The organism is Streptomyces sp. Ru71 (genome assembly GCF_002920535.1).
Classification (GTDB): domain Bacteria; phylum Actinomycetota; class Actinomycetes; order Streptomycetales; family Streptomycetaceae; genus Streptomyces.
In genome coordinates this window covers 1-22776 of sequence record NZ_PQSS01000026.1, presented here as the reverse complement: position 1 = coordinate 22776, position 22776 = coordinate 1, and the positions used below count along the sequence as shown (strand labels likewise).

The window sequence follows — 22776 nt, the reverse complement described above, 5'->3', positions numbered from 1 at the left end:
TGGCCGAAACCGGCGGCGAGCTGTGGAATCACCGGCAGCGCCGTCCACCGTGGTCCCGGCGCACGGGGCGTGTGCACACATGAGGGCGGATCGAAGGAGGTCGTGTGAACGGCAACGGCAACCGGCACGACGACGCAGCCCCGGCGGCGGGGATGGGGCGTCGGAGGTTCCTCGGCTATGTGCTGGCCGCCTCGACGTTGACCGTGGCCGCCGAACTCGGCGAGGCGGTCCTGGCGCCCGACGAGGCGGCGGCCGTCGTTCCGTCCGTGCCGGGGCCGGCGGAGGTCTACGACCTCAACGACATGCTCACCCATGCCGCCCTGCCGACGGCGAACCTGATCACGATCCGCGTCGACGCCGACGGCACGGCCTCCTTCGCGCTGCCCCGGGCGGAGGTGGGGCAGGGCATCACGACGTCCAGCGCCATGCTGATCGCCGAGGAACTGGACCTGCCGCTGGAACGCATCCGGGTCACGCTCGCCGACGCCCGCCCGGAGTTGCTGTTCAACCAGCTCACCGGCGGCTCCAACACCACGATCTCGACGTTCACCCCCATCCGGGTGGCGGCCGCCGTGGCCCGGGGCCGGCTGCTGAGGGCGGCGGCCCTGGAACTCGGGGAGGCCGTCGACACCCTCACCGTGAAGGCAGGGGTCATCACCTCGTCGGTGACAGGGCACAGCCTCACTTACGGCGAACTGGCCGCGAAGGCAGCCGCCCTGACCACCGGTCAGGTAGCGGTCACCCTCAAGCAGGCCGCCGACTTCAAGGTCATCGGCACCGCCCAGCGGCGCGTCGACGCGCTGGCGGCGGTCACCGGGCGCAAGACGTTCGCCATGGACCTGCACATCCCCGACGCCCTGCCGACGATGGTGTGCCGGCCGCCCACGATCAACGGCACCGTTCGCGCGGTGCACAACCTCGCCCAGGTGCGGGCGATGCCCGGCATCACCGACGTCGTCACCGTCTCCACCGGGGTCGCCGTGCGCGGCCGTACGTTCGGGCAGTGCATCGACGCCGTCCGCGCGCTGGAGGTCACCTGGGGCCCGGGATCGGCCGAGGGGGAGAGCGACGACACCGTCCGGGACGAACTGCGCAGGGCCGAACTGCCGCTTCCCGCCCTCGACCTGCTGACCAAGTCGGTCGACGTGCGGTTCACCTTCCACTTCGCCAGCAACAGCGCCCTGGAGACCAACTGCGCCGTCGCCGACGTACGGCCGGACTCGGCGGAGATCTGGGCGAGCCTGAAGTCCCCGATCACCGCCCAGGAACAGATCGCGGCGCGGCTCGGGCTGCCGGTGTCCGCGGTGAAGGTCCATGTCACCGAGGGCGGCGGCTCCTTCGGCCGCAAGCTCTTCCACGACGCCGCCGCCGAGGCCGCCGAGGTCTCCCGGGCCATGGGCAAGCCGGTGAAACTGATGTGGCACCGCACCGACGACTTCCGGCACGGCCGCACCCACCCCATGGCCACCTCACGGGTACGTGCCACCTACGCGCTCGGCCAGGTGCTCACCTACGACCAGCGGCACACCTCCGTCGCCACCGACTTCGGCCACGGCGTGGGGGAGATCATCACCGCCGAGGCCGCGTCCCTGCCCGTCGGCGACCTCACCTTCTCCGAGACGATCTTCGCGCTCAGCCAGCAGACGCCGTACCACTTCGGTGTCGTCACCCAGCTGCTCAGCGAGACCGACAAGGGCTTCCCCACCGGCTCGATGCGCAACATCTACTCGCCCAACACGCGCTGCGCGCAGGAACTGGTGGTGGACGAGCTGGCCAAGCGGATGGGCAAGGACCCCTACCGGTTCCGCCGCGAGTTCCTCAAGGAGGAGCGGGCGAGAGCCGTCCTGGACAAGGTGGCCGAGATCGGCGACTGGGGCCGCGCCATGCCCGCCGGCACGGCGCAGGGCATCGCGCTGCACCCCGAGTACCACGCCGTCGTGGCCGTCCTCGCCGAGATCGACTGCCGCCCGCAGACCACGGGCCGCACCGTCCGCGACGGGTACACCGGGCCGCGCGTCACCAAGGTCGTCTGCGCCGTCGACGTGGGCCTGGCCGTCAATCCGCGCGGGCTGCAGGCGCAGATGATGGGCGGCATCATGGACGGCATCGCGATCACGCTCAGTTCGGGCATGCACCTCCACGACGGGCACTTCTTGGAGGGCAGTTGGGACAACTACTTCTACACCCGGCAGTGGAACACCCCGCCCGAGCTCCAGATCGTCGTCATGCCGCCCACCACGGGGCAGCCCGGTGGCGCGGGCGAACTGGCCGTGGCGGGCGCGGCGGCCGCCGTGGCCTGCGCCTACGCCCGGGCCACCGGCACGATGCCGACCAGCTTCCCGGTCAACCACACCGGGCCGCTGGGCTTCGAACCGCTGCCCACCACTCCGCCGATCCCCGCGTCCCCCACCGACGGCCTCGACCGCGCCTTCTAGGAGAACCCGTGCCCGAACACACCTTCATCCTCAACGGCGAGCGGGTGACCGTCGACATCGAGGACGACGTCCGGCTGCTGTGGGTGCTCCGGGACGTCCTCGGCGTCACGGGCCCCAAGTACGGCTGCGGGCTCGGCGTGTGCCAGGCCTGCACCAGCCACATCAACGGCAAGGCGTTCAACCCCTGTTCGGTGCCCGTCGGTGCCGTCGCTCCCGACGACGAGATCACCACCATCGAAGGCCTGCCCGCCACCGTCGGCCGGGACCTGCACCCGATGCAGGAGGCCTGGCTGGAGTACGACGTCGCGCAGTGCGGCTACTGCCAGCCCGGCCAGATCATGACCGCCGTGGCCAAGGTCCGCCAGGCCCGCGCTCAGGGCCGCGAGATCACCGAGGCCGACCTCGACGAGATCCGCAATGTCTGCCGGTGCGGCACCTATCACCGCATCCGGGAGGCGATCGTGGCCGGAGCGAAGAAGTACGACGGCTGAAGCGACGACGTACCTCGGCTGAGCGACGCCCGGGCGGCGCAGGCCCGGCGGGCGGCAGGTGCGCCGCACGCCGGACCGGCGGGGGTGGCGGCGCCTACTGCTGCACCTGCCCGGCCGCCGCCGCGAGGAAGGTGTCCAGGACCCCGTCGCCCACCTTGGGCTGGGCGCTGCCCCAGGTGTTGCGGGCGGGCTGGACGCGTACCGCGCGGGCCTGCGTCTGCAGGTCCCCGGACTCGGCGAGCCGCGCCTGCGCCCCGGCGGTGTCACCGGCCGTCCGCGCGTCCAGCGCGTCCAGCATCGCCACCGTGGCCCTGCCCCACAGCTCGGTCGCGTCCAGCCAGGGCCCGGCGTCGGTGACGAAGCCCGGCCGCACCGCGCCGCCCCGGATGGCGGACGGGGCCTGCTCGATGCGCACCGCGTAGTCGCGCAGCGCCCGCACCGCCTCGGCACGTCGGCCGGCGTTCCAGTCGGCCCAGAAGGCGGCGACACGGCGGGCGAGTTCGGGTGCCTGCGGCTGCCACGGGGTGGCGCCGAAGGTCGGTGCCATGTGCTCCAGATCGCCGAAGACGAGCAGCGCCCCGGTCGCCCGGCGGTCGCCCCCGGCGAGATAGGCCATGGCCTGCGGCCAGCTCGCCCCTGCGTCGTAGGCGGTATCGTTCCATGTGAAGCCGGCCGTGCCGAAGACGGCGACCTGACTGGCGTACGGCTGGTTCATGGGGTTGGCGACGATGCCGGACAGATGCGCGGACAGGCCCGCCTCACGCTTGTCGTACGGGGCGAGGAGGAGGCGGCCGCGGGTGTTGCCGTAGTCGTTGACCGGATAGTTGTCCCAGACGAACACCTTGCGGCCGAACAGCTTGGAGGCGGCGTCGGCCTGGTCGTTGCTGATCGTGGGCGGGACCACGTCCGTGCCGGTCCACATGACCACGACGGCCGGGTCCAGGGTGGCGCGCATCGTCTGCTTGTAGGCGGTGTCGGTGAGGTCGCCGTACTCGGTCGGGACGGTCTGCAGGGGCTGGGCGCCCTCGTGCGTGGCGATGAAGGTGCGCTGGACGTCGTTGAGCAGGTCGACCTGGGCCCTGGCGGCGGCCTGGCGGCCGGGCTGCCCATAGGTCTGCTGGTCGGCCGCGCAGTTCCACCTGGTGTAGCTGATGTCGTCGAGCGGGAGGGAGAAGGCGCGGGTGCCCAGGTCGTACATCGCCTGGAGCTTGGCCTTGAGGGCGGTGCGGTCGGCCGGGTCGGAGTAGCAGATGGAGCCGCCGGGGGAGACCGCGAAGGTGAAGCGCACATGGTTGGCCCGGGCCCGGCCGACCAGCACGCCGAGTTCGGCGAGTTTCTCCGCGGGGTAGGGCTCGCGCCACTTGTCGCGGTGGTAGGGGTCGTCCTTCGGCGCGTACACATAGGTGTTGGCCTTGACGTCGCCGTAGAAGTCCATCTGGTCCAGGCGTTCGGCCTGGGTCCAGGGCTTTCCGTAGAAGCCCTCGATGGTGCCGCGCAGGGGCATCGAGGGGTAGTCGCTGATCTGGGCGCCGGCCACCCGCCAGCCGGTGCCGTCCGGTCGCAGGAGCTGACGCAGTGTCTGGACGGCGTAGAACTGTCCGGCGGCGTCCGTGCCACCGAGCGCGATCTGGGCGCCTGCGGCGGGGCCGCCGGTGACTCTCAGGGCGTAGCCCTCGGGGTGGTCGGGCACGGCGGTGGAGCCCAGCGCGCGGGCGATGTCGGGGCGATCGGCCGGGCCGAGCCGGATGGTCAGCGCCCCGGCGGGCAGACGGGCAACGTTGTCAGGCGGGACGACGTCGACCCTGTCCACGCCGTGGTCTCTCAGTTCGCGGACGAGACGGTCGCGGGCGGGGGCGTCGGTGTCGTCGCCGGCGACGAGCACGACCCGTCCGGTGAGCACGGCGTCGTCTCCGGTCCGCGACAGGCTCTGGGGCACCGGCGACACCGGTGGGAGCGGACGCGTGCCGGCGGGCACCGCGTCGGCGGAGGCCGGTGCGGCGGGGAGCGCGCCGAGGGCGAGGGTACTGGCGAGGGCGAACACTGCGGCGGTGATCCTGCGTGAGACGGGTCTTCCCATGGTGTGCACCTCGTGGTCTAGACCTATTGGGGATTCCGAAAGGTTACTGCGGAATTGCTGTCCACTGTCAAGGGGTCTGCCCTATTGGATTAGACCACTTGAGCGACTACGTTCACTCCCGCCGGCACCCCGTCAGTTCGCCCTCCCCGATCCAGGAAAGAGCGACACATGGACCGCAGGACCTTCCTCGCGATGCTCGGCGCCGCGGGCGTGACCGTCGGCCTGACCGCCCCCCTCGGGCCCGCTGTGCCCGCCGCCCACGCAGCGGACGGCGACGGCGACCCAACCGCCGGCCGCGCACCGCACCAGCCCTACATGCACGGCTACGACGCCGCCGCCATCAAGAGCTGGAGCCCCGGCACCGACCGCTTCGCCCGGTACTTCCGCTCCCGGGTCCCGCTCGCCCCGCGCATCGCGCCCTTCGCGGCGACCCAGGCCGATCCCCGGCTGGTCACCGGGCCGCAGGTGATGAACCTGACGTACGACTACGACAACTCCTTCTTCACCGCGTACAAGTATGACAACGTTTTCTCGCGCCGCCTGCTGCGCTTCTGGCAGTACTCCGACCTCTACGGCTCCTGGCACGGCCTGCCGGTCGACGGCTCCCCGGTCGACGCACCCGTGCACGGCCTGATCAACCTGCCCAACCCCGCCTGGACGGACGCCGCACACCGCAACGGCGTGCGCAGCCTCGGCTGCTGGTTCTGGCCCCGCCCCGGTCACTTCGCGGACTACCTGGAACGGCGCCCGGACGGCTCCTTCCCCGTCGCGGACCAACTCACCAGGATGGCCGCGTACTTCGGCTTCGACGGCTACTTCGTCAACCAGGAGGCCGCGATCTCCCCGGCCGACGCCGAGAAGCTGATGGAGATGATCGTGTACTGGCGCTCCCGGGCGCCGAAGGGCTTCCACCTGCAGTGGTACGATACGATCATGGTCGACGGCCGGCTCGACTACCAGAACCAGCTCAACGACAACAACGCCCCCTGGATCCAGCACGCGGGCACCGCCGCGGCCCACAGCCTCTTCGCCAACTACTGGCTCCCGGACGCCGCCCAGGTCGAGACCTCGCGCACCACCGCCGAGAGGCTCGGCCTCGACCCGTACCAGGTGGTCTTCCACAGCACGGAGAACGAGAAGTACGGCTACAACCCGCCCTACGACCCCCGGCTGATCTTCCCCGAGGGCCAACCCGCGCGCACCAGTTGGGGCCTGTTCGGCTCGCACTTCGTCTGGGACCGCTACCCGGACCGCGAGAACCCCGACGCCCAGGACGGCGTCTTCACCCGCGAGCGGCACTACTGGTCGGGTCCGAACGAGGACCCCACCCGCACCGGCCGCACCGAGTACGTCCCCTGGCCCGACCAGGACGACGGCAGGCCGCGCGACGCCGACAACCCCAAGAAGTGGGACGGAGTCGCCCACTACATCACCGAACGGTCCGTCATCGGCGCCTTCCCCTTCGTCACCCGCTTCAACACCGGCCACGGACGTGCCTTCTTCCTGGCCGGCCGGCGGGCGAGCCCCGGCGAGTGGAACAACGCGAGCATCCAGGACATCCTGCCGACGTGGCAGTTCTGGACCCGCAGCGAGGGCCGGGGCCTGCCCCTGGACGTCGACTTCGACTACACGCGCGCCTACGACGGCGGCAGCTCGCTGCGCATCAGCGGCGACCTCGGCCCGGACAACCCCACGACCCTGCGGCTGTTCAAGACCGCGCTGACGGTGCGCACGGGAGGTGAACGGGTCCGCGTCACCCACACGCCCACGGACGGGGGCACCACCCTGGAGGCGGTCCTGGTCTTCGCCGACGACCCGCATCGCCTCGTCCGGCTGCCCCTCGCCACCGCCCCGGCTGCCGACGGTTCCTCGTCGGAGGCGGACGCGGGGACGGACGGGGAGGGCGACGGCTGGCGCACCTCGACCGCCCGGCTGTCCGCCCACCGCGACCGGACGATCGCCGCGATCGGCCTGCGCTGCGCGAGCCGGCAACGGGGGCCGTACACCATCCACATCGGCGAACTGGCCCTGCTCCCCAAGGAGTCCGCACCCCGCCCCGGACGCCCCCAGGCGTTCTCCGTGGACGCCGTGCACCGTTCGGGCGCGAGCGCGGAGGTGTTCCTGTCCTGGCGGCTCGCGCGCTCGGGCGTCTGGTACTACGACATCACCCGCGACCTGCCGGGCGGCGACCGCGAGGCGGTCGGCCGGATCTACGACGACGTCTACTACGTCAAGTCCCTCACCAGGGCGGGCCAGGAGCGGACGACGGAACTGCGCCTGGAGGCGGTCGCCCCGGACGGCACCCGGGGCGCACCGGCCACCGCGCACGTGCACTGGGACTGAGCACGCGCACCGCGCTGCCTCCTCGGCGGGCCGTGTCACCGGTCAGGCCGCGAGACGCCTCGTGCGTGCCTCTTCCACGCTGTGGTGGACGACCAGGGCGCTCTCCCCGGCGGCGAGCGGCATCAGCCGGTCCAGCAGCGCCGGCGGGGAGACGAGGACCAGGCGGCCACGGGCCTCGCGGGCGCGTCGGCACAGCCGCAGGATCGTGTTGAGCCCGGAGGAGTCGCACGTGGTCACCCCGGCCAGGTCCACCATCAGCGACGGATGCCTCGCCAGCACCGCGGTGGCCTGCCGGTACAGCTGAGGACCGGAGTACAGATCCAGCGGGCCCGTCACGGTGACCAGCGGCAGGTGGCCCGCCTCCTCCGTCACCCGGATGCACACCTCGTCGTTCACGGTGGCCCCCTCGGTCGTTTCCCCCTCCGGCCGCCGACGACGCGACGCGGTCCCGGAGCAGCGACGCTGCTCGCGTATTTCTTCCCCGTGCGGGCCCGGCGCAAGACCCCGGGGGCGAAGACGCGCCTGCCGATCTGTCCGGAGAACGAAGATCGCCGCGCCCCCGGCGGCTTCGGCGGCCGGGGAAGCGGGTAGCGTCGGAGGGCAGGCCCGGTCACCGACGCGTGTGTTCACGCACTGCCGGTCCGTGCAGGACTCCCGATTGCGGCAGGGCGGTGACGTGATGGACTCACTGGTGTTCGACAGCCAGGACCTGGAGGAGACCGAGGACTTCCTGTGCCGGGCCTACGCCCGCATGACCATCGGCAGCAGCACACCGGAGAACAGCCGGGCGCGCATCCGCCGCGACGCCATGCCGTCGGTCACCGTCGACGAGCTCGACCTCGGATTCGACATGAGCTACGCGGTGACCCCCCTGGGCAGGATCTGCCTGTGCATGGTCCACGAGGGCACCGTCCAGGACCACGTCTTCCAGGGTGTGCGGGACAGCTTCGGCCCCGGGGACATGGTGCTGTTCGCGCCGCCCGACCTGCCGTACGCCGGACGGATCTGCACCGCCCGCTACAACATCACCATGCTGGACAGCGCCCTGCTGGACCAGGTCGCCGCCACCGGCCCGAAGCCGGTCCTGGAGCCCGTCCGGCTGACCGGGCACCGGCCGTACTCACCCGCCGCCGCCCGCCGGCTCAAGAGCACGATCGTCCATCTGCGCGACCACGTCCTCGCCGACCCGGACATCGCCGCCGAACCCCTGATCGCCTCGACCGCCGGCCAGCTGCTCGCGGCCAACGTCCTCGCCGCCTTCCCGAACACCGCCCGCACCGATCCCACGGCGCAGGACCGCAACGACGCCCACTCGACCACGCTGCGCCGGGCCGTCGCCCACATCGAGGACCACGCCCACCAGCCGCTGACCGTCGCCGAGATCGCCGCCGCCTGCCACGTCACCGTGCGGGCGCTGCAGTACGCCTTCCGCCGCCACCTGGACACCACCCCCCTCGCGTATCTGCGCCGCGTCCGTCTCGCCCACGCCCACCAGGAGCTGCGGGCCGCCGACCCCGAAGGCGACAGGACGGTCGCGGACATCGCCGCACGCTGGGGCTTCGCCCATCCGGGTCGGTTCGCCGCCCTGTACCGCGAGGTGTACGGCACCAGTCCGTCCAGCACCCTGCGCGGCTGAGCGGGCCCGCCTCGGCGCGGCGGCCCTCACCGGCCTGCCCCGGGTGGCCCCGGGTGCCGGCGCCGCGCCAGTGCTCCGGCCAGGGCCCGGCCGATCTCCGGGGGCAGCCACCCGCAGTACGGCCACTGCACGATGTGCTCCGCGACCTCCCGCAGTTTGGTGTTCGTCTGCTGGGAGATCTCCCTCAGCACGCTCCAGGCCGACTCGGGCGGCAGCCTGCCCCGGGCGATCACGACCCCGATGGCCTGGTCGACGACGGCGTGCGAGACGACGGCCTGCTTCAGCTGCGCGATCTCCTCCCGAAGGGAGGCGACGTCACACGCCTGGTCCTGGTGCTCGGGCATGGTGGTGCTGCTCCTGACGCGACACTGTGCTGGTCACCGGTGCTTCTGCCCGGGGCGCGCACGACACGGAAGTCCAGGAACGAACACCCGGCGCACCGGCAGTCCGGAAAACGAAACCGTCCCGCGCGCCTCACCGGCGGGCGATCGTCACGGCCGCGGCGTCGTCGCCGAGCCGGCCGTGGGTGTGGGTGAGCAGTTCGTCGCGCAGGCGGTGGAGCAGGTCGTCGGGGCGCTGCGCGGCCCAGACGCCCGCCCGGGCGGACAGCGGGAAGAACGCCCCGCGCTCGTCGCGGGCCTCGGTGATGCCGTCCGTGTACAGCAGCAGCACATCACCGGGGCGGAGGGGGAACGACTCCACCGTGTACACGGTGTCGCCGGACAGCTGGCCCAGCCCCAGCGGCGGCGCCACCCGCTTCACCGGCAACGGCTCGGCGTGCCCCGCGCTGAGCAGCAGCGGGGGCGGGTGCCCGCACACCACGAGGTGGACGACCGGCTCCCGGTCGGGAAGGTCGAGCACCAGGGCGGTGGCGAAGGCCTCCTCGGTGTCGGGTGCCTCCGGCGGGTTCCACTGGCGGTACTCCCAGCGCATGCTGCCGTCCAGGTGGGTGGCGAGCCGGGGCAGGGTGGGCCGGCGGTGGGCCGCCGAGCGGAAGGCGCCGAGCAGCAGGGCGGCGTGGACGATCGCGGGCAGGCCCTTGCCGCGCACGTCCGCGATCAGCAGCCGGGTGCTGTCCAGGGTGCGGGCGGCGGCGAAGAGGTCCCCGCCCATGGTCGCCTCGTCCTGCGCGGCGAGGTAGAGGCTGTCCAGCTCCAGCCCGCCGCTGTGCCGGGGCAGCGGCGGGAACAGGACCTCCTGGACGGCCTGGACGACCGTGCGGCTCTCGGTGAGCTGGCGCTCACGTCTCTCCCTGAACAGGCAGGACAACACGATGAGTCCGGAGACCAGGACCAGCGCACCGATCTGGGCCTGAAGGTTCTCCGTGGCGAGGACGCCCCGCGCGGCCCCGATGAAGATCTGGGCCCCGACCGCCAGCAGCCCGATCAGCGCGGTGAGCCGGGGCCCGGCGAACGCGGCGGTGAGCGCGGGTGCCGCCACCAGCAGGGGGCCCAGGTGGACGTCCGACGGTGCCAGGACGTCCACCACGCACACCGCGACGATCAGCGCGATCGGGAGCAGGACCAACGCCCGCCCGGACCGTGAGTGCCGCAACTCCTGCAGTGGCACACGTCATGATCTCACCTCGTCCGCGTCACCACCACACACCGCGTCCCGGTCCGGCCCGGCTCAGGCGGGCACGAGCCGCTCGTCGTAGCCGCCGGGCTGGGGGCCGGCGTCCCGCTGCGCGTGGCCGAGCGCCGGCCGGGTGCGCGCCGCGGTCATCCGCAGCTCGATGATGGCGCGGACGGCGGGCCACTCCTCGTCCAGGATCGAGTAGAACGCGGTGTCGCGCACGACCCCGTCCAGTCCGCGGGAGTGGGCCCGGCGCACGCCCTCGCTCGTGGCGCCGAGGCGCTCGATCGCGGCACGCGAGCGCAGATTGCGTGCGTCGGCGCGCAGGCAGACGCGGCGCAGCCGCCAGGTCTCGAAGGCATGGCGCAGCATGAGCAGCTTGGCCTCGGTGTTGATGCCGGTGCCCTGGGCGTGCGCGGCGAGCCAGGTGTTGCCGATCTCGGCGGCGTCGGGCACCGCGGTGACCGGGTCGCCGTAGGGGCGGCCGGGCACGGCGGGCCAGACCACGGGCCCCTGCCAGTAGTCGAGTTCCAGGAAGCGGGTCGATCCGACGACGCGTCCGTCGTCGGCCCGGACCACGGCGAACGGCAGTGCCCGACCCGCCGCCTGTTCGGCGAGGGCGCGGTCGACGTAGCCGGCGGCCGCGTCGAGGCCGTGCGGGACAGGGGTGAACGCATAGGAGCTGCGGTCCTCGGCTGCGGCTTGAGCCAGGCCCTCGACATGGTGCGGCGCGAGGGGCTCCAGCCGCGTGAGGCGACCGGTGAGAACGACGGCAACGGGCACGGACCTTCGGTCTTTCTGGTGATGGGGGGTGCTCCCGGCCACCGGATGCCCGGTGTGGCGGGGAGAGAGACAGGATGCGTCAGAGGCCCCGTTGTGCGCGCAACGAGGACGTGAAGGACAGTAGACGGCCCGATGACGTGAATCCGCAAGGCGCGCGCTGGGTCGTCTGTGCAGGTCACGCCGGGAAGTCGGGCGTATCGGGCGGGAAGGGCCCGACGCCCGGGCGAATGGCCCGCGTCAGGGCCGCTGAGCAGGCCTTCGGCGGCGTGATCCGGAGGGCCGGACAGCCCGGGCGGGGACTGCGGACGCCGCCTCGGATCCGCGGTCGCGGCGCAGGTCCGCGGCCCTGCTGATCACCGTAGGATGATCGCTCCATGACAAGCGGAGGTCGAGCCATGCCGGAGCTTTCCCGTCGTACGGTGCTGCGCACCGCCTCGGCCACGGCCGTGGCCGTCACCGGGGTGCAGTGGGCGGCTGCCGGGGCCGCCGAGGCGCTGCCCGCGCCGCGGACCGGCGACAACCCCGTGGTGCGCGAGAACCGGGCTCCGGGTTGCGACGACTGGTGCCTGGGCCGGCACGAGACGCGCGGGGTGGACGCGCGACGGCCCGAGATCCAGGGGTGGGCGACGACGGCCTCCGTCGCCCCCGGCGAGACCCTCGGCCTGCGCCTCGCCGGCCGTACGGCCCCCGTGTGCACTGTGGAGATCTACCGCCTCGGCCACTACGCCGGGGTGCGCGCCCGCCACCTGCTCACCGCCGCCGACGTCCCCGTGGACCGCGTGTGGCGGGCGGCGGTGCCGCGCACCTGGGTGTCCGGCGTCTTCCTCGCCGCCCTGACCACCCCCGCCGGGCACCGCTCCTACGCCCCGTTCGTGGTGCGTGAGCCGGACCGGCTCTCCGACGTCCTGGTGGTCGTGCCGCTGAGCACCGCCCGCGGCCCGCACGCCGGCCTCGGCCTGCCCGGGGACTTCGGCACGGACACCAGCGCCTCCCGCTGGCTGGAGTCGGCCGGCTACGACGTCACGTACGCGACCGAGGAGGACCTGCACGCCGGGCGCGTCGACCCGGCCCGCTACCGCGCCGTCGTCCAGGCCGGCCCGGCCGGGGACGCCCGCTGGTCCCCGCGGACCCGGGCCGCGCTGGGCCACGCGCCCGCGCGCGTGGTCCTGGCCCGGCCGCTGGAGCTGAGCGAGCCGGGCCGCGTCGACGACGGGGCGCGGCGGACCGCGGCCGAGCGGCTCGACCGGGTCCTCGCCGCCCCGGTCAGCACACCCAGAAGCTGACGTCCCCGCCGATCCAGCCGACCAGGCTGCGCTCGTCCCAGACGCTCACCTTGCCGTCGGTCGTGACCTCGAACCGCACGGCCATCGTGTCCCCGGTGACGGCCGAGCCGCTGACCACGCCGAGCAGGCGCTGGGTGCGGTCCGGCCGGGCGCGCAGCGGGAGCTGGAACAGCGTCTCGCCCTGGCCCCAGGCCGTGCCGTCGACCTTGGACAGCGAGAAGTGCAGGAACACCTGGTCGCCGGCGAGCCGGTACTGGGGGGTGTAGTTGTCGCTGTTGGGCTTGTAGAGCGCGGTGTTGTAGGCCACCGGCACCCACGGGTTCGTGCCGGGGTGCGGGAAGCGGGCGACGTTGAGGTGGCGCACCCCGGTGTCGGTCCGCGCGGCGATGCCGAAGGCCAGGGTGGCCGAGGGGTCGCCGGGGCTGTTCTCGAAGACGCAGACGCCCTCGGGCTCCCGGTAGGCCAGGCCTGCGAAGGCGGTGATGTGCTGGGACTGCAGCAGCGTGCCCGTGGCCCAGTCCGTGCAGGTGAGGGTGGCGTTGTCCTGACCCTGGTCGCCGTACAGGTGGTACACCTGGTCGCCCAGCGCGGTGAAGCCCTGGAGCGTCTTGCCGGACGCGCCGTAGGAGAGGGTCTGCAGCGGGGTGAACCGGCCGGCAGCGGCGGCGGCCAGGTCGTAGCGGTCGATGCCGCCGGTGGCCTGGGGCGAGGCGACGTCGTTCGACTGCCAGCGGTAGATCAGCTGCCGCCGGGTCGGGTCGACCGTCGCCGACACCCGGTACACGCCCGTGCGCGGGGTGCGCACCACGGCGGGGGCGGAGGCGTCGGCGGTGCCGTTCGGGACGTATGGGACGCGGGCCAGTGCCGTGGCCCAGCCGCCGCTCGGCACGGCGTCGATCCACAGGTAGGTGCCGGTCGCGTCGCGCTCGACGCCCAGGTTGGCCCCGTGACCGGCCCGGCCGACGACCATCTTGTCCACCAGGGCGCCGTCGGCGGTGAGCCGTGAGACGGTGAGCCGGTCCATGTCCTCCGGCGTGTCGTCGGGCTGGCACACGTACCAGTACTGGTCCACGGACTCCCAGTACAGCGACTGCGCGACGCTGGTGGCCGAGGCGAGGGTGGCGCCCGAGAGCAGCGGGGGAGTGACCGGGGCGGCGAGCTTGATCAAGTGACAACTCCTCAGAAGCAATGTGACGCCTGAGCTTAGGCCCTGGCTTCACTCGGAGTGGGGTGGATCGACCCCGGCCGCCGGGTGTGCTGTTCTGCCTTTCGGCCCTTCGCTGCCGGATTCCTTGACCCCCGCCCCCCTCTCCGCAATGCTGTGTTGCGAAATACGAGATGCGTATCGCAATAGGCAACATCTCGATCCTCTGTCAGCCGAGGAGTGACCATGGCTCAGCAGGTCCGCGCTGTCGTCGCACGCAGCAAGGGTGCCCCCGTCAGTCTGGAAACGATCGTCGTGCCCGACCCCGGTCCGGGCGAGGCGCTGGTCAAGATCGAGGCCTGCGGGGTCTGCCACACCGATCTGCACTACCGCGAGGGCGGGATCAGTGACGACTTCCCCTTCCTGCTGGGGCACGAGGCCGCCGGCGTCGTGGAGGCGGTGGGGGAGGGCGTCACCGAGGTGGCGCCCGGTGACTTCGTCATCCTGAACTGGCGCGCGGTGTGCGGCCAGTGCCGCGCGTGTCTGCGCGGCCGGCCCTGGTACTGCTTCAACACGCACAACGCCAAGCAGAAGATGACCCTGACCGACGGCACGGAACTCTCCCCGGCCCTCGGTATCGGCGCCTTCGCCGAGAAGACCCTGGTGGCGGCCGGACAGTGCACCAAGGTCGACCCGGCCGCCTCCCCGGCCGCCGTGGGCCTGCTCGGGTGCGGGGTGATGGCGGGCCTCGGCGCGGCCATCAACACCGGCAACGTCGGCCGCGGCGACACCGTCGCCGTGATCGGCTGCGGTGGCGTCGGTGACGCGGCGATCGTCGGCTCCAAGCTGGCGGGCGCGGCGAAGGTCATCGCCGTGGACATCGACGACCGCAAGCTGGCCACCGCCGAGAAGCTGGGCGCGACCCACACGGTCAACTCCAAGGAGACCGACGCGGTCGAGGCGGTCCGCGAGCTGACCGGCGGCTTCGGCGCCGACGTCGTCATCGAGGCGGTCGGCCGTCCGGAGACCTACCGGCAGGCCTTCTACGCCCGTGACCTCGCCGGCACCGTGGTGCTGGTCGGCGTGCCGACCCCGGAGATGAAGCTGGAGCTGCCGCTGCTGGACGTCTTCGGCCGGGGTGGGGCGCTGAAGTCGTCCTGGTACGGCGACTGCCTGCCCTCCCGCGACTTCCCGATGCTCGTCGACCTCTACCTCCAGGGCCGCCTCGACCTCGACGCCTTCGTCACCGAGACCATCGCGCTGGACGACGTCGAGAAGGCCTTCGAGCGCATGCACCACGGTGACGTCCTGCGCTCGGTGGTGGTCCTCTGATGCCCGGCGCCCGCATCGAGCGCCTGGTCACCTCGGGCACGTTCTCGCTGGACGGCGGCACCTGGGACGTCGACAACAACGTGTGGATCGTGGGCGACGACGACGAGGCGATCGTCGTCGACGCCGCCCACGACGCCGACGCCATCGAACGGGCCCTGGGCGGACGCACCCTGCGCGCGATCGTGTGCACCCACGCGCACAACGACCACATCGACGCCGCGCCCGCCCTCGCCGACCGCACCGGCGCCCCGATCCTGCTGCATCCGGACGATCTGCCGCTGTGGCAGCAGGCCCACCCCGACCGCAAACCCGACGGCGAACTGTCCGACGGGCAGCGCCTCACGGTCGCGGACACGGAGCTGACCGTGCTGCACACGCCCGGCCACGCCCCGGGAGCCGTGTGCCTGCACGCCCCGGAGCTCACCGCCCTGTTCAGCGGTGACACCCTGTTCTCGGGCGGGCCGGGGGCCACGGGGCGGTCCTTCAGCGACTTCCCGACCATCATCGCCTCGATCAGGGAACGCCTTCTCGCCCTGCCGCACGACACCGTCGTGCACACCGGCCACGGCGACACCACCACCGTCGGCGCCGAGGCGCCGCATCTGCAGGAGTGGATCGACCGCGGCTTCTGAGCCGCTCCGAACGGCGTCCAGCGGCCCTGCCCCGGCACCGGCGGCAGGGCCGTCGCCGCACCTTCGCGACGGCGCCCGCCGCAGCGCGCCCTCCGCACCTCCCGTACGCCTGTGACCTGCGCTTTCGCAGGCGCCCCAGCATGCCCGGAAAACGCCGGGCGACCCCGCGCAACCAGGGCGGTGAATGCCTTGACAACGCTTCTCGGCGGCCCGCAGACTGACGTTGCGCTAATCGCAATCCGTTTCGCTATACGCACCGAGGTGTCATGATGATTCCCGCGTGCCGTCTCGCGGATCTGCCGCGAGGCGAGGCCCACCGGCTCGACATCGACCCGCCGGTCTCGGTTTTCCACACCGACGACGGCGAGCTCTACGCCATCGACGACACCTGCACCCACCAGGACGCCTCGCTCGCCGACGGCTGGCTGGAGGGATGCGAGGTCGAATGCCCCTTGCACGCCTCCAAGTTCGACCTCAGGACCGGGGCCGTCGACGCCCCGCCGGCCAAGCTCCCGGTCCGCACCCACGAGGTCGTCGTCGAGGACGGCATGATCTTCGTCCGGCTGTCCACCGAGGCACCCAACCTGCCGCCCTGCGTCGCCGCCCGCCTGGCCGGAGGCCCCGCGTGAGGACGGTCGCCGTGGTGGGCGCGTCGCTGGCCGGTCTGTCGGCCGCGCGCGCACTGCGGAAGAGGGGGTACGACGGCCGGCTGGTCGTCATCGGCGACGAGCCCCACCGCCCCTACGACAGGCCCCCGTTGTCCAAGGAGTTCCTCGCCGGCACCCTCGGTGAGGGGGACCTGGCCCTGGAACGGGACGGCGAGGAGCTCCAGGCCGAGTGGGTGCTGGGCACCCGCGCCACCGCCCTGGACCGCGACCGGCGGGCCGTCCGGCTCGCCGACGGCCGGGAGATACGCACCGACGGCGTCGTCCTCGCGACCGGCGCCGCCGCCCGCACCCTGCCCGGCACGGACGGCCTCGCCGGCGTCCACACGCTGCGCACCCTGGACGACGCCCGCGCCCTGCGGGACGAACTGGCCCTCGGCGGACGGCTGGTGGTGATCGGCGGCGGGTTCATCGGCGCCGAGGTCGCCTCCACCGCGTACGCCCTCGGCCTCGACGTCACCGTGATCGAGGCGGCACCCACCCCGCTCGCCGGGCCGCTCGGCGCGGACATGGGCGCCGTCGTCTCCGCCCTCCACACCGACCACGGCGTACGGCTGCTGTGCGGGGTCGGCGTCAAGGGACTGAGCGGCGAGCGCCGCGTCGACGCCGTGCTGCTGGAGGACGGGCGCACCGTCCCCGCGGACATCGTCGTCGTCGGTGTCGGGGCACGGCCCTGCGTCGACTGGCTGCACGGCTCCGGCGTCGCCCTCGACAACGGCGTCACCTGCGGCTCCGACGGCCGTACCAGCCTCGCCCAGGTGGTCGCCGTCGGCGACTGCGCCAACTGGTACGACCCGCACACCGGCACCCACCGCCGCGTCGAGCACTGGACCGGCGCGCTGGAGCGGCCCGACGCCGCCGTGGCCACACTGCTCGCGCACGGCGCGAGCGAACCGGGGACGCCCCGGCCACCGTACTTCTGGTCCGACCAGTACGGCGTGAAGATCCAGTTCGTCGGGCACGCCGCCGGCGCCGACAGCGTGACGGTCGAGGAGGGGCGCACCGACGAGCGCAGCTTCCTGGCCGTCTACCGGCGAGCCGGCACGCCCGTCGCCGCGCTCGGGATGAACCAGCCGCGCCTGTTCACCCGCTGGCGCAAGCAGCTCGCCGCGACCTCTTGACACCGCTCACGCGGGCCCCGATGCTGCGTTGCACATCCTGAATGAGGTTGCGCTCAACGCAACTCGCTCCGTATCGCCTCTCCCGCACGACGCCGGTCGAAGACGCACTTCCCGGCGCGTGCCCCACCGACCCGTGACGTTCCCCCGAGGAGTGCCCCGTGACCTCGACCAGCCTGCCGGACAGCCTGATCGCCACCCTCCCCGGCTCCTCCTACACCGACCCGGGCGTCTTCGCCCAGGAGCAGGAGCGCATCTTCGAGGCGATGTGGTTCTGCGTCGCGCGCGCCTCCGATCTGCCCAAGCCCGGCGCCTTCCGCACGGTCGACGTGGGCCGCGAGTCCATCCTCGTCACCCGCGCGCGTGACATGTCCGTCCGCGCCTACTTCAACGTGTGCCGGCACCGCGGGGCCAAGCTGTGCACCGAGGACAGCGGCGAGGTCAAGCGCGCCTTCCAGTGCCCCTACCACGCCTGGACCTACGACCTGAACGGCAAGCTCGTCGCGGCGCCCAACCTCACCAAGATGCCCGACGTCGGCCGCACGGAGTACGGCCTGGTGAGCGTGGCCGTACGGGAGTGGCTCGGCTATGTCTGGGTGTGCCTGGCGGAGAACCCGCCGTCCTTCGAGGAGGACGTGATCGGCGCGGTCGTCGAACGCCTCGGCGACGTGGAGTCGATCGAGCGCTACGACATCGACAACCTCGCGGTGGGCAAGCGGATCGTCTACGACGTCAAGGCGAACTGGAAGCTCATCATCGAGAACTTCATGGAGTGCTACCACTGCGCGACGATCCACCCCGAACTGACCGAGGTGCTCCCGGAGTTCGCCGACGGCTACGCCGCCCAGTACTACGTCGGGCACGGCGCGGAGTTCGGTGAGGAGGTCAAGGGCTTCACGGTCGACGGCTCCGAGGGCCTGGACCGCATCCCCGGGGTCTCCGACGACCAGGACCGGCGCTACTACGCGATCACCGTCAAGCCGCAGGTGTTCATCAACCTGGTGCCCGACCATGTGATCTTCCACCGGATGTACCCGGTCGCCGTCGACCGCACGATCGTCGAGTGCGACTGGCTGTACCTGCCCGGCGTGGTGGAGAGCGGCAAGGACGTCAGCCGCTCCGTGGAGCTGTTCGACCGGGTCAACCGCCAGGACTTCGACGCCTGTGAGCGCACCCAGCCCGGGATGAGCTCGCGCCTGTACGCCAAGGGCGGCGTGCTGGTGCCCAGCGAGCACCACATCGGCGCCTTCCACGAGTGGGTGAACGAGCGGCTCGGGACGCAGCAGCCGAGGTGACGTAGGGCAAGGGGCGCCCGGGGCCCGCGCGGGGGGCGTACGCGGGCCGTGCGGCTCTTCTGCGGCGGGCGGTCCCGGGCGCTCAGCCCAGGTACCCCATGCGGTGGCTGATCTCCTCGGCACCCTTGACCAGCACCGGAGCCAGCTCGTGCATACGTTCCTCGGTGAACCGGTACGCCGGCCCGGAGGCGCTGATGGAGGCGATGACCTGGCCCTCCCGGTCCCGGATCGGCGCCGCCATCGCGTGCAGCCCGACCTCCAGCTCCTCCAGCGTCCAGGCGTACCCGCGCTCCCGGGCCTCGGCGAGGTTCTTCTCCAGCTTCGCCTTGGAGGAGATCGTGTGCGGGGTCACCTTCTTCAGGCCGGACTCCGCCAGCAGCGCCGCGCGCTGCTTGGCCGGCAGGTGGGCCAGCATGACCTTGCCGCTGGAGGTGGCGTGCAGCGGGGTGAGCTGGCCGACCCAGTTGTGCGCGGTCACGGCGGCCGTACCGCGCACCTGGTAGAGGTTGATCGCGTAGTGCTCCTGCATCACGGCGATGTTGACCGTCTCGCCGATCTCCTCGGCGAGGCGCTCGCACACCGGCCGGCCCTGCTGGGTGATGTCGATACGCCCCGTGACGGCGCCGGCCAGGCGCACGATGCCGAAGCCGAGCCGGTACTTGCCGCGCTCGCCCGCCTGCTCCACCAGGCCGCGCGCCTCCAGGGCGCCGAGCAGGCGGAACGCGGTGGACTTGTGCACCTCCAGTTCGCCGGCCACCTCGCTGACGCCGGCCTCTCCCCGCTGGGCGAGGATCTCCAGCACGCTGATGGCACGGTCGACGGACTGCACACCGCCGGACGGCGAGCCGTTCGTTTCGGTATCCGGACTGTAGTTGCTCATAGCGGAACTATACGCGCGGTAAACAACGCGAATGCAAGTAACGCAGTGTGAACAAAGAATCTTGCAAGTTGCGCCGTCCGCAACCTGGTGCGTATAGCGCGACCCGTACTAGCATCCGTCGCGTATCGACGGCGCGACCGAGTGAGACGAGGCCCCCATGGCTGTCCTGCACTACGACTTCGTCATCGTCGGCGGTGGATCGGCCGGCAGCGCACTGGCGAACCGGCTCTCGGCCGACCCCGGCAACCGGGTGCTCGTCCTGGAGGCGGGTCGGTCCGACTACCCCTGGGACGTCTTCATCCAGATGCCCGCGGCGCTGACCTACCCGATCGGCAGCCGCTTCTACGACTGGAAGTACGAGTCCGAGCCCGAGCCCCACATGGGCGGCCGGCGCATCTACCACGCCCGCGGCAAGGTGCTGGGCGGCTCCAGCAGCATCAACGGCATGATCTTCCAGCGCGGCAACCCCATGGACTACGAGCGCTGGGCCGCCGACCCCGGCATGGAGACCTGGGACTACGCCCACTGTCTGCCGTACTTCAAGCGCATGGAGAACTGCCTCGCGGCCGACCCGGACGACGAGTTCCGCGGTCACGACGGGCCCCTCGTCCTGGAGCGCGGCCCGGCGGAGAACCCCCTGTTCGGCGCCTTCCTCAAAGCCACCCAGGAGGCCGGCTACGCCCCCACCGACGACGTCAACGGCTACCGGCAGGAGGGCTTCGCCAAGTTCGACCGCAACGTCCACCGCGGGCGCCGGCTGTCGGCCTCCAAGGCCTACCTCAAGCCCGTGATGAAGCGGCCGAACCTCACCGTGACCACCCGCGCCTTCGTCACCCGCGTCCTGTTCGAGGGCAAGCGCGCCGTCGGTGTCGAGTACCGGCGCGGGCGCGGCGCCCCGCAGCAGGTCAGGGCCGGCGAGGTCATCCTGTGCGGCGGCGCGATCAACTCCCCGCAGCTGCTGCAGCTGTCCGGCGTCGGCAACGCCGCCGAGCTGTCCGCCCTCGGCATCGACGTCGTCCACGACCTGCCGGGCGTCGGCGAGAACCTGCAGGACCACCTGGAGGTGTACGTCCAGTACGCCTGCAAGCAGCCCGTCTCCATGCAGCCGTACATGGCGAAGTGGCGTGCCCCGTTCATCGGGCTGCAGTGGCTGATGCGCAAGGGCCCGGCCGCCACCAACCACTTCGAGGCCGGGGGCTTCGCGCGCAGCAACGAGGACGTGGAGTACCCCAACCTGATGTTCCACTTCCTGCCCGTCGCGGTCCGCTACGACGGCTCCTCGCCGGCCGGCGGCCACGGCTACCAGGTGCACGTGGGGCCCATGTACTCCGACGCCATCGGCTCAGTGAAGATCAAGAGCCGCGACCCGCGCGTGCACCCGGCGCTGCGCTTCAACTACCTGTCCACCGAGCAGGACCGCCGGGAGTGGGTGGAGGCCATCCGGGTCGCCCGCGAGATCCTCAACCAGCCCGCGCTCGCTCCCTACAACGGCGGCGAGATATCCCCCGGACCCTCGGTCGAGACCGACGAGGAGATCCTCGCCTGGGTGGCCAAGGAGGGCGAGACCGCGCTGCACCCCTCCTGCACCTGCAAGATGGGCACCGACGACATGGCGGTCGTCGACCCGCTCAGCATGAAGGTGCACGGCACGGAGGGGCTGCGCGTGGTGGACGCGTCGGTCATGCCGTACGTCACCAACGGCAACATCTACGCGCCCGTGATGATGGTCGCCGAGAAGGCGGCCGACCTCATCCTCGGCAGGACACCGCTGGAGCCGTCCAAGGCCGCGTACTACCGGCACCGCGACGCCCAGCAGCAGGTCGGGTAGCCGATGGCCGCCGCCGGGTCCCTGCGCTCGCTGCTCGGCCGCGTCCGCTACGAGGTGCTGCCGGCGAAGGCGACCGAGGAGAAGGTGCTCGCCCATGTCCCGCGCGACGTCGTGATCACGGTCACGGCGTCGCCGGTCAAGGGCCTGGAGCCGACGCTCGCCCTCACCGGGCGGCTCGCGGAGCACGGGTACCGGGTCGTCCCGCACGTGCCCGCGCGGCTCCTGCGGGACGACACACACCTGAAGGACGTCACCGAGCGGCTGCGCGCGGTGGGCGTCGACGACGTCTTCGTGCCGGCGGGCGACGCCGACCCGCCGGCCGGGCCCTACCAGGGCGCGCTGCCGGTGCTGCGCCGGCTGGACGAGCTGGGCAGGCCCTTCGCGCGGATGGGCATCACCGGCTACCCCGAGAGCCATCCGCTGATCCACGACGACATCACCATCCAGGCGATGTGGGACAAGCGGGCGCACGCCACGTACGTCGTCAGCAACCTGTGCTTCGACGCGCGCGTGCTCGGCGACTGGATCGCCCGCGTCCGGCGCCGGGACGTCACGCTGCCCGTGTACGTCGGTGTCGCGGGGCCCGTGCAGCGGGCCAAGCTGCTCGCCATGGCGGCGAAGATCGGGGTGGGGGAGTCGACGCGCTTCCTCACCAAGCACGCCTCGTGGTTCGTGCGCTTCGCCACGCCCGGCGGCTATGCGCCCGACAGGCTCCTGGACCGCGCTGCGCAGGCCCTCACGGCACCGTCGGCCGGGGTGGCCGGCCTGCACCTGTTCACCTTCAACCAGATAGCGGAGACGGAGCGGTGGCGCCGCGCCGCACTGGACCGACTGGGCGACTGAGCCGGATGCCGACGGCCCGTAGGCACGACAGCCGGCCTGCGGGCCGGCGCCCCGGCCCCCTGCCTTGGGGCTGTCGCCCCCGGCCCCGTCTTGGGAGCTGCCGCCCCCGGTCCTGTCTTGGGGCGTTGCCCCACGGCGCCCGTCTTGGGGGCTGGCGCCCCCCCGGCTCCCGTCGTGGGGGGCTGGCGCCCCCGGCCCCGCCTGGGGCGCCGCCCCGCGGACCCGTCTGGGGGTTTTGCCCTCCGGGCCCCTGTCTTGGGGGCTACGGCCCCCCGCCCCGTCCTGGGGGCTGGCACCCCCGGCCTGTCTTGGGGGCCGCCACCCCCCGCCCTGTCTTGGGGGGCCTCTCGACCCGCCGTCTTGGGGTGTCGTCCCTGGCCTTCCGGCTTCGGCGGCTGGCGCCCCCCGGGCCTGTC

19 protein-coding genes are annotated in these 22776 nt (G+C 72.3%); 12 read left to right on the top strand and 7 right to left on the bottom strand.

Annotated elements, in window-relative coordinates; all coding sequences use genetic code 11:
- The first annotated feature begins 152 nt into the window (after positions 1-152).
- Both C3489_RS17665 and C3489_RS17660 read left to right on the top strand, forming a co-directional pair.
- Complete coding sequence (locus tag C3489_RS17665) at positions 153-2435, top strand: molybdopterin cofactor-binding domain-containing protein (protein ID WP_103782848.1); 2283 nt, start codon at positions 153-155, stop codon at positions 2433-2435.
- Between the two features lie 8 nt (positions 2436-2443).
- Positions 2444-2926 carry a (2Fe-2S)-binding protein gene (locus tag C3489_RS17660; RefSeq protein WP_103782805.1) on the top strand — a complete coding sequence of 161 codons (483 nt, stop codon included), beginning with the start codon at positions 2444-2446 and terminating at the stop codon, positions 2924-2926.
- Between the two features lie 94 nt (positions 2927-3020).
- Here the strand turns inward: C3489_RS17660 and C3489_RS17655 are convergent, their stop codons facing one another.
- A complete protein-coding gene (locus tag C3489_RS17655; RefSeq protein WP_103782804.1) occupies positions 3021-5003 on the bottom strand; it encodes a beta-N-acetylglucosaminidase domain-containing protein in 1983 nt (660 codons plus the stop codon).
- Between the two features lie 168 nt (positions 5004-5171).
- Here C3489_RS17655 and C3489_RS17650 point away from each other — a divergent pair, with 168 nt between their 5' ends.
- Positions 5172-7346: a twin-arginine translocation signal domain-containing protein gene (locus C3489_RS17650; protein WP_103782803.1), complete on the top strand. Its 2175-nt coding sequence runs from the start codon at positions 5172-5174 to the stop codon at positions 7344-7346.
- A gap of 42 nt (positions 7347-7388) precedes the next feature.
- Here C3489_RS17650 and C3489_RS17645 read toward each other — a convergent pair whose 3' ends face one another.
- Entirely contained in the window at positions 7389-7742 is a 354-nt protein-coding gene (locus C3489_RS17645) for an STAS domain-containing protein (RefSeq protein ID WP_103782802.1), read from the bottom strand.
- Positions 7743-8025: 283 nt separating this feature from the next.
- Here C3489_RS17645 and C3489_RS17640 point away from each other — a divergent pair, with 283 nt between their 5' ends.
- Positions 8026-8982, top strand: coding sequence for a helix-turn-helix transcriptional regulator (locus C3489_RS17640; RefSeq protein WP_103782847.1), 957 nt, complete (start codon positions 8026-8028; stop codon positions 8980-8982).
- A gap of 26 nt (positions 8983-9008) precedes the next feature.
- Here the strand turns inward: C3489_RS17640 and C3489_RS17635 are convergent, their stop codons facing one another.
- From C3489_RS17635 to C3489_RS17625, 3 genes are all read right to left on the bottom strand, one after another.
- Positions 9009-9326: an ANTAR domain-containing protein gene (locus tag C3489_RS17635; protein WP_103782801.1), complete on the bottom strand. Its 318-nt coding sequence runs from the start codon at positions 9324-9326 to the stop codon at positions 9009-9011.
- A gap of 130 nt (positions 9327-9456) precedes the next feature.
- Entirely contained in the window at positions 9457-10545 is a 1089-nt protein-coding gene (locus C3489_RS17630) for a PP2C family protein-serine/threonine phosphatase (protein WP_258054769.1), read from the bottom strand.
- 66 nt (positions 10546-10611) lie between these two features.
- The gene (locus C3489_RS17625) at positions 10612-11340 is read right to left on the bottom strand and encodes a GNAT family N-acetyltransferase (protein WP_103782800.1); all 729 of its coding nucleotides are present in this window, start codon (positions 11338-11340) and stop codon (positions 10612-10614) included.
- Positions 11341-11735: 395 nt separating this feature from the next.
- Between C3489_RS17625 and C3489_RS17620 the strand changes: the two genes are divergently transcribed.
- Positions 11736-12623, top strand: coding sequence for a N,N-dimethylformamidase beta subunit family domain-containing protein (locus tag C3489_RS17620; protein WP_146075329.1), 888 nt, complete (start codon positions 11736-11738; stop codon positions 12621-12623).
- On the opposite strand, the gene C3489_RS17615 is transcribed toward C3489_RS17620, so the two are convergent.
- The gene (locus tag C3489_RS17615; RefSeq protein ID WP_103782798.1) at positions 12604-13791 is read right to left on the bottom strand and encodes a hypothetical protein; all 1188 of its coding nucleotides are present in this window, start codon (positions 13789-13791) and stop codon (positions 12604-12606) included. The genes C3489_RS17620 and C3489_RS17615 overlap by 20 nt on opposite strands.
- 222 nt (positions 13792-14013) lie before the next feature.
- Here C3489_RS17615 and C3489_RS17610 point away from each other — a divergent pair, with 222 nt between their 5' ends.
- From C3489_RS17610 to C3489_RS17590, 5 genes are all read left to right on the top strand, one after another.
- A complete protein-coding gene (locus C3489_RS17610; RefSeq protein WP_103782797.1) occupies positions 14014-15099 on the top strand; it encodes an S-(hydroxymethyl)mycothiol dehydrogenase in 1086 nt (361 codons plus the stop codon).
- Complete coding sequence (locus tag C3489_RS17605; protein ID WP_103782796.1) at positions 15099-15731, top strand: MBL fold metallo-hydrolase; 633 nt, start codon at positions 15099-15101, stop codon at positions 15729-15731. Before C3489_RS17610 ends, C3489_RS17605 begins: the two co-directional genes overlap by 1 nt.
- Positions 15732-15997: 266 nt before the next feature.
- Positions 15998-16360, top strand: a complete 363-nt coding sequence (locus C3489_RS17600; protein ID WP_103782795.1) for a bifunctional 3-phenylpropionate/cinnamic acid dioxygenase ferredoxin subunit — start codon at positions 15998-16000, stop codon at positions 16358-16360.
- Positions 16357-17517, top strand: coding sequence for an NAD(P)/FAD-dependent oxidoreductase (locus C3489_RS17595; protein WP_103782794.1), 1161 nt, complete (start codon positions 16357-16359; stop codon positions 17515-17517). The genes C3489_RS17600 and C3489_RS17595 overlap by 4 nt, the downstream gene beginning before the upstream one ends.
- A 158-nt stretch (positions 17518-17675) precedes the next feature.
- The gene (locus C3489_RS17590; RefSeq protein ID WP_103782793.1) at positions 17676-18809 is read left to right on the top strand and encodes an aromatic ring-hydroxylating dioxygenase subunit alpha; all 1134 of its coding nucleotides are present in this window, start codon (positions 17676-17678) and stop codon (positions 18807-18809) included.
- Between the two features lie 82 nt (positions 18810-18891).
- Here the strand turns inward: C3489_RS17590 and C3489_RS17585 are convergent, their stop codons facing one another.
- Positions 18892-19689: an IclR family transcriptional regulator gene (locus tag C3489_RS17585; RefSeq protein ID WP_103782792.1), complete on the bottom strand. Its 798-nt coding sequence runs from the start codon at positions 19687-19689 to the stop codon at positions 18892-18894.
- Positions 19690-19846: 157 nt separating this feature from the next.
- On the opposite strand from C3489_RS17585, the gene betA reads away from it, so the two are divergent.
- Both betA and C3489_RS17575 read left to right on the top strand, forming a co-directional pair.
- Complete coding sequence (gene betA / locus C3489_RS17580; RefSeq protein ID WP_103782791.1) at positions 19847-21517, top strand: choline dehydrogenase; 1671 nt, start codon at positions 19847-19849, stop codon at positions 21515-21517.
- A gap of 3 nt (positions 21518-21520) precedes the next feature.
- On the top strand, positions 21521-22360 hold the full coding sequence (locus C3489_RS17575; RefSeq protein WP_103782790.1) for a 5,10-methylenetetrahydrofolate reductase: 840 nt from the start codon (positions 21521-21523) through the stop codon (positions 22358-22360).
- Positions 22361-22776 lie beyond the last annotated feature (416 nt).

Excerpts from the sequence above, each read along its gene's own strand:
- C3489_RS17635 (WP_103782801.1), bottom strand. The coding sequence starts at position 9,326 with ATGCCCGAGCACCAGGACCAGGCGTGTGACGTCGCCTCCCTTCGGGAG.
- C3489_RS17650 (WP_103782803.1), top strand. The coding sequence starts at position 5,172 with ATGGACCGCAGGACCTTCCTCGCGATGCTCGGCGCCGCGGGCGTGACC.
- betA (WP_103782791.1), top strand. The coding sequence starts at position 19,847 with ATGGCTGTCCTGCACTACGACTTCGTCATCGTCGGCGGTGGATCGGCC.
- C3489_RS17620 (WP_146075329.1), top strand. The coding sequence starts at position 11,736 with ATGCCGGAGCTTTCCCGTCGTACGGTGCTGCGCACCGCCTCGGCCACG.
- C3489_RS17655 (WP_103782804.1), bottom strand. The coding sequence starts at position 5,003 with ATGGGAAGACCCGTCTCACGCAGGATCACCGCCGCAGTGTTCGCCCTC.
- C3489_RS17665 (WP_103782848.1), top strand. The coding sequence starts at position 153 with ATGGGGCGTCGGAGGTTCCTCGGCTATGTGCTGGCCGCCTCGACGTTG.
- C3489_RS17600 (WP_103782795.1), top strand. The coding sequence starts at position 15,998 with ATGATGATTCCCGCGTGCCGTCTCGCGGATCTGCCGCGAGGCGAGGCC.
- C3489_RS17640 (WP_103782847.1), top strand. The coding sequence starts at position 8,026 with ATGGACTCACTGGTGTTCGACAGCCAGGACCTGGAGGAGACCGAGGAC.
- C3489_RS17610 (WP_103782797.1), top strand. The coding sequence starts at position 14,014 with ATGGCTCAGCAGGTCCGCGCTGTCGTCGCACGCAGCAAGGGTGCCCCC.
- C3489_RS17575 (WP_103782790.1), top strand. The coding sequence starts at position 21,521 with ATGGCCGCCGCCGGGTCCCTGCGCTCGCTGCTCGGCCGCGTCCGCTAC.
- C3489_RS17585 (WP_103782792.1), bottom strand. The coding sequence starts at position 19,689 with ATGAGCAACTACAGTCCGGATACCGAAACGAACGGCTCGCCGTCCGGC.
- C3489_RS17605 (WP_103782796.1), top strand. The coding sequence starts at position 15,099 with ATGCCCGGCGCCCGCATCGAGCGCCTGGTCACCTCGGGCACGTTCTCG.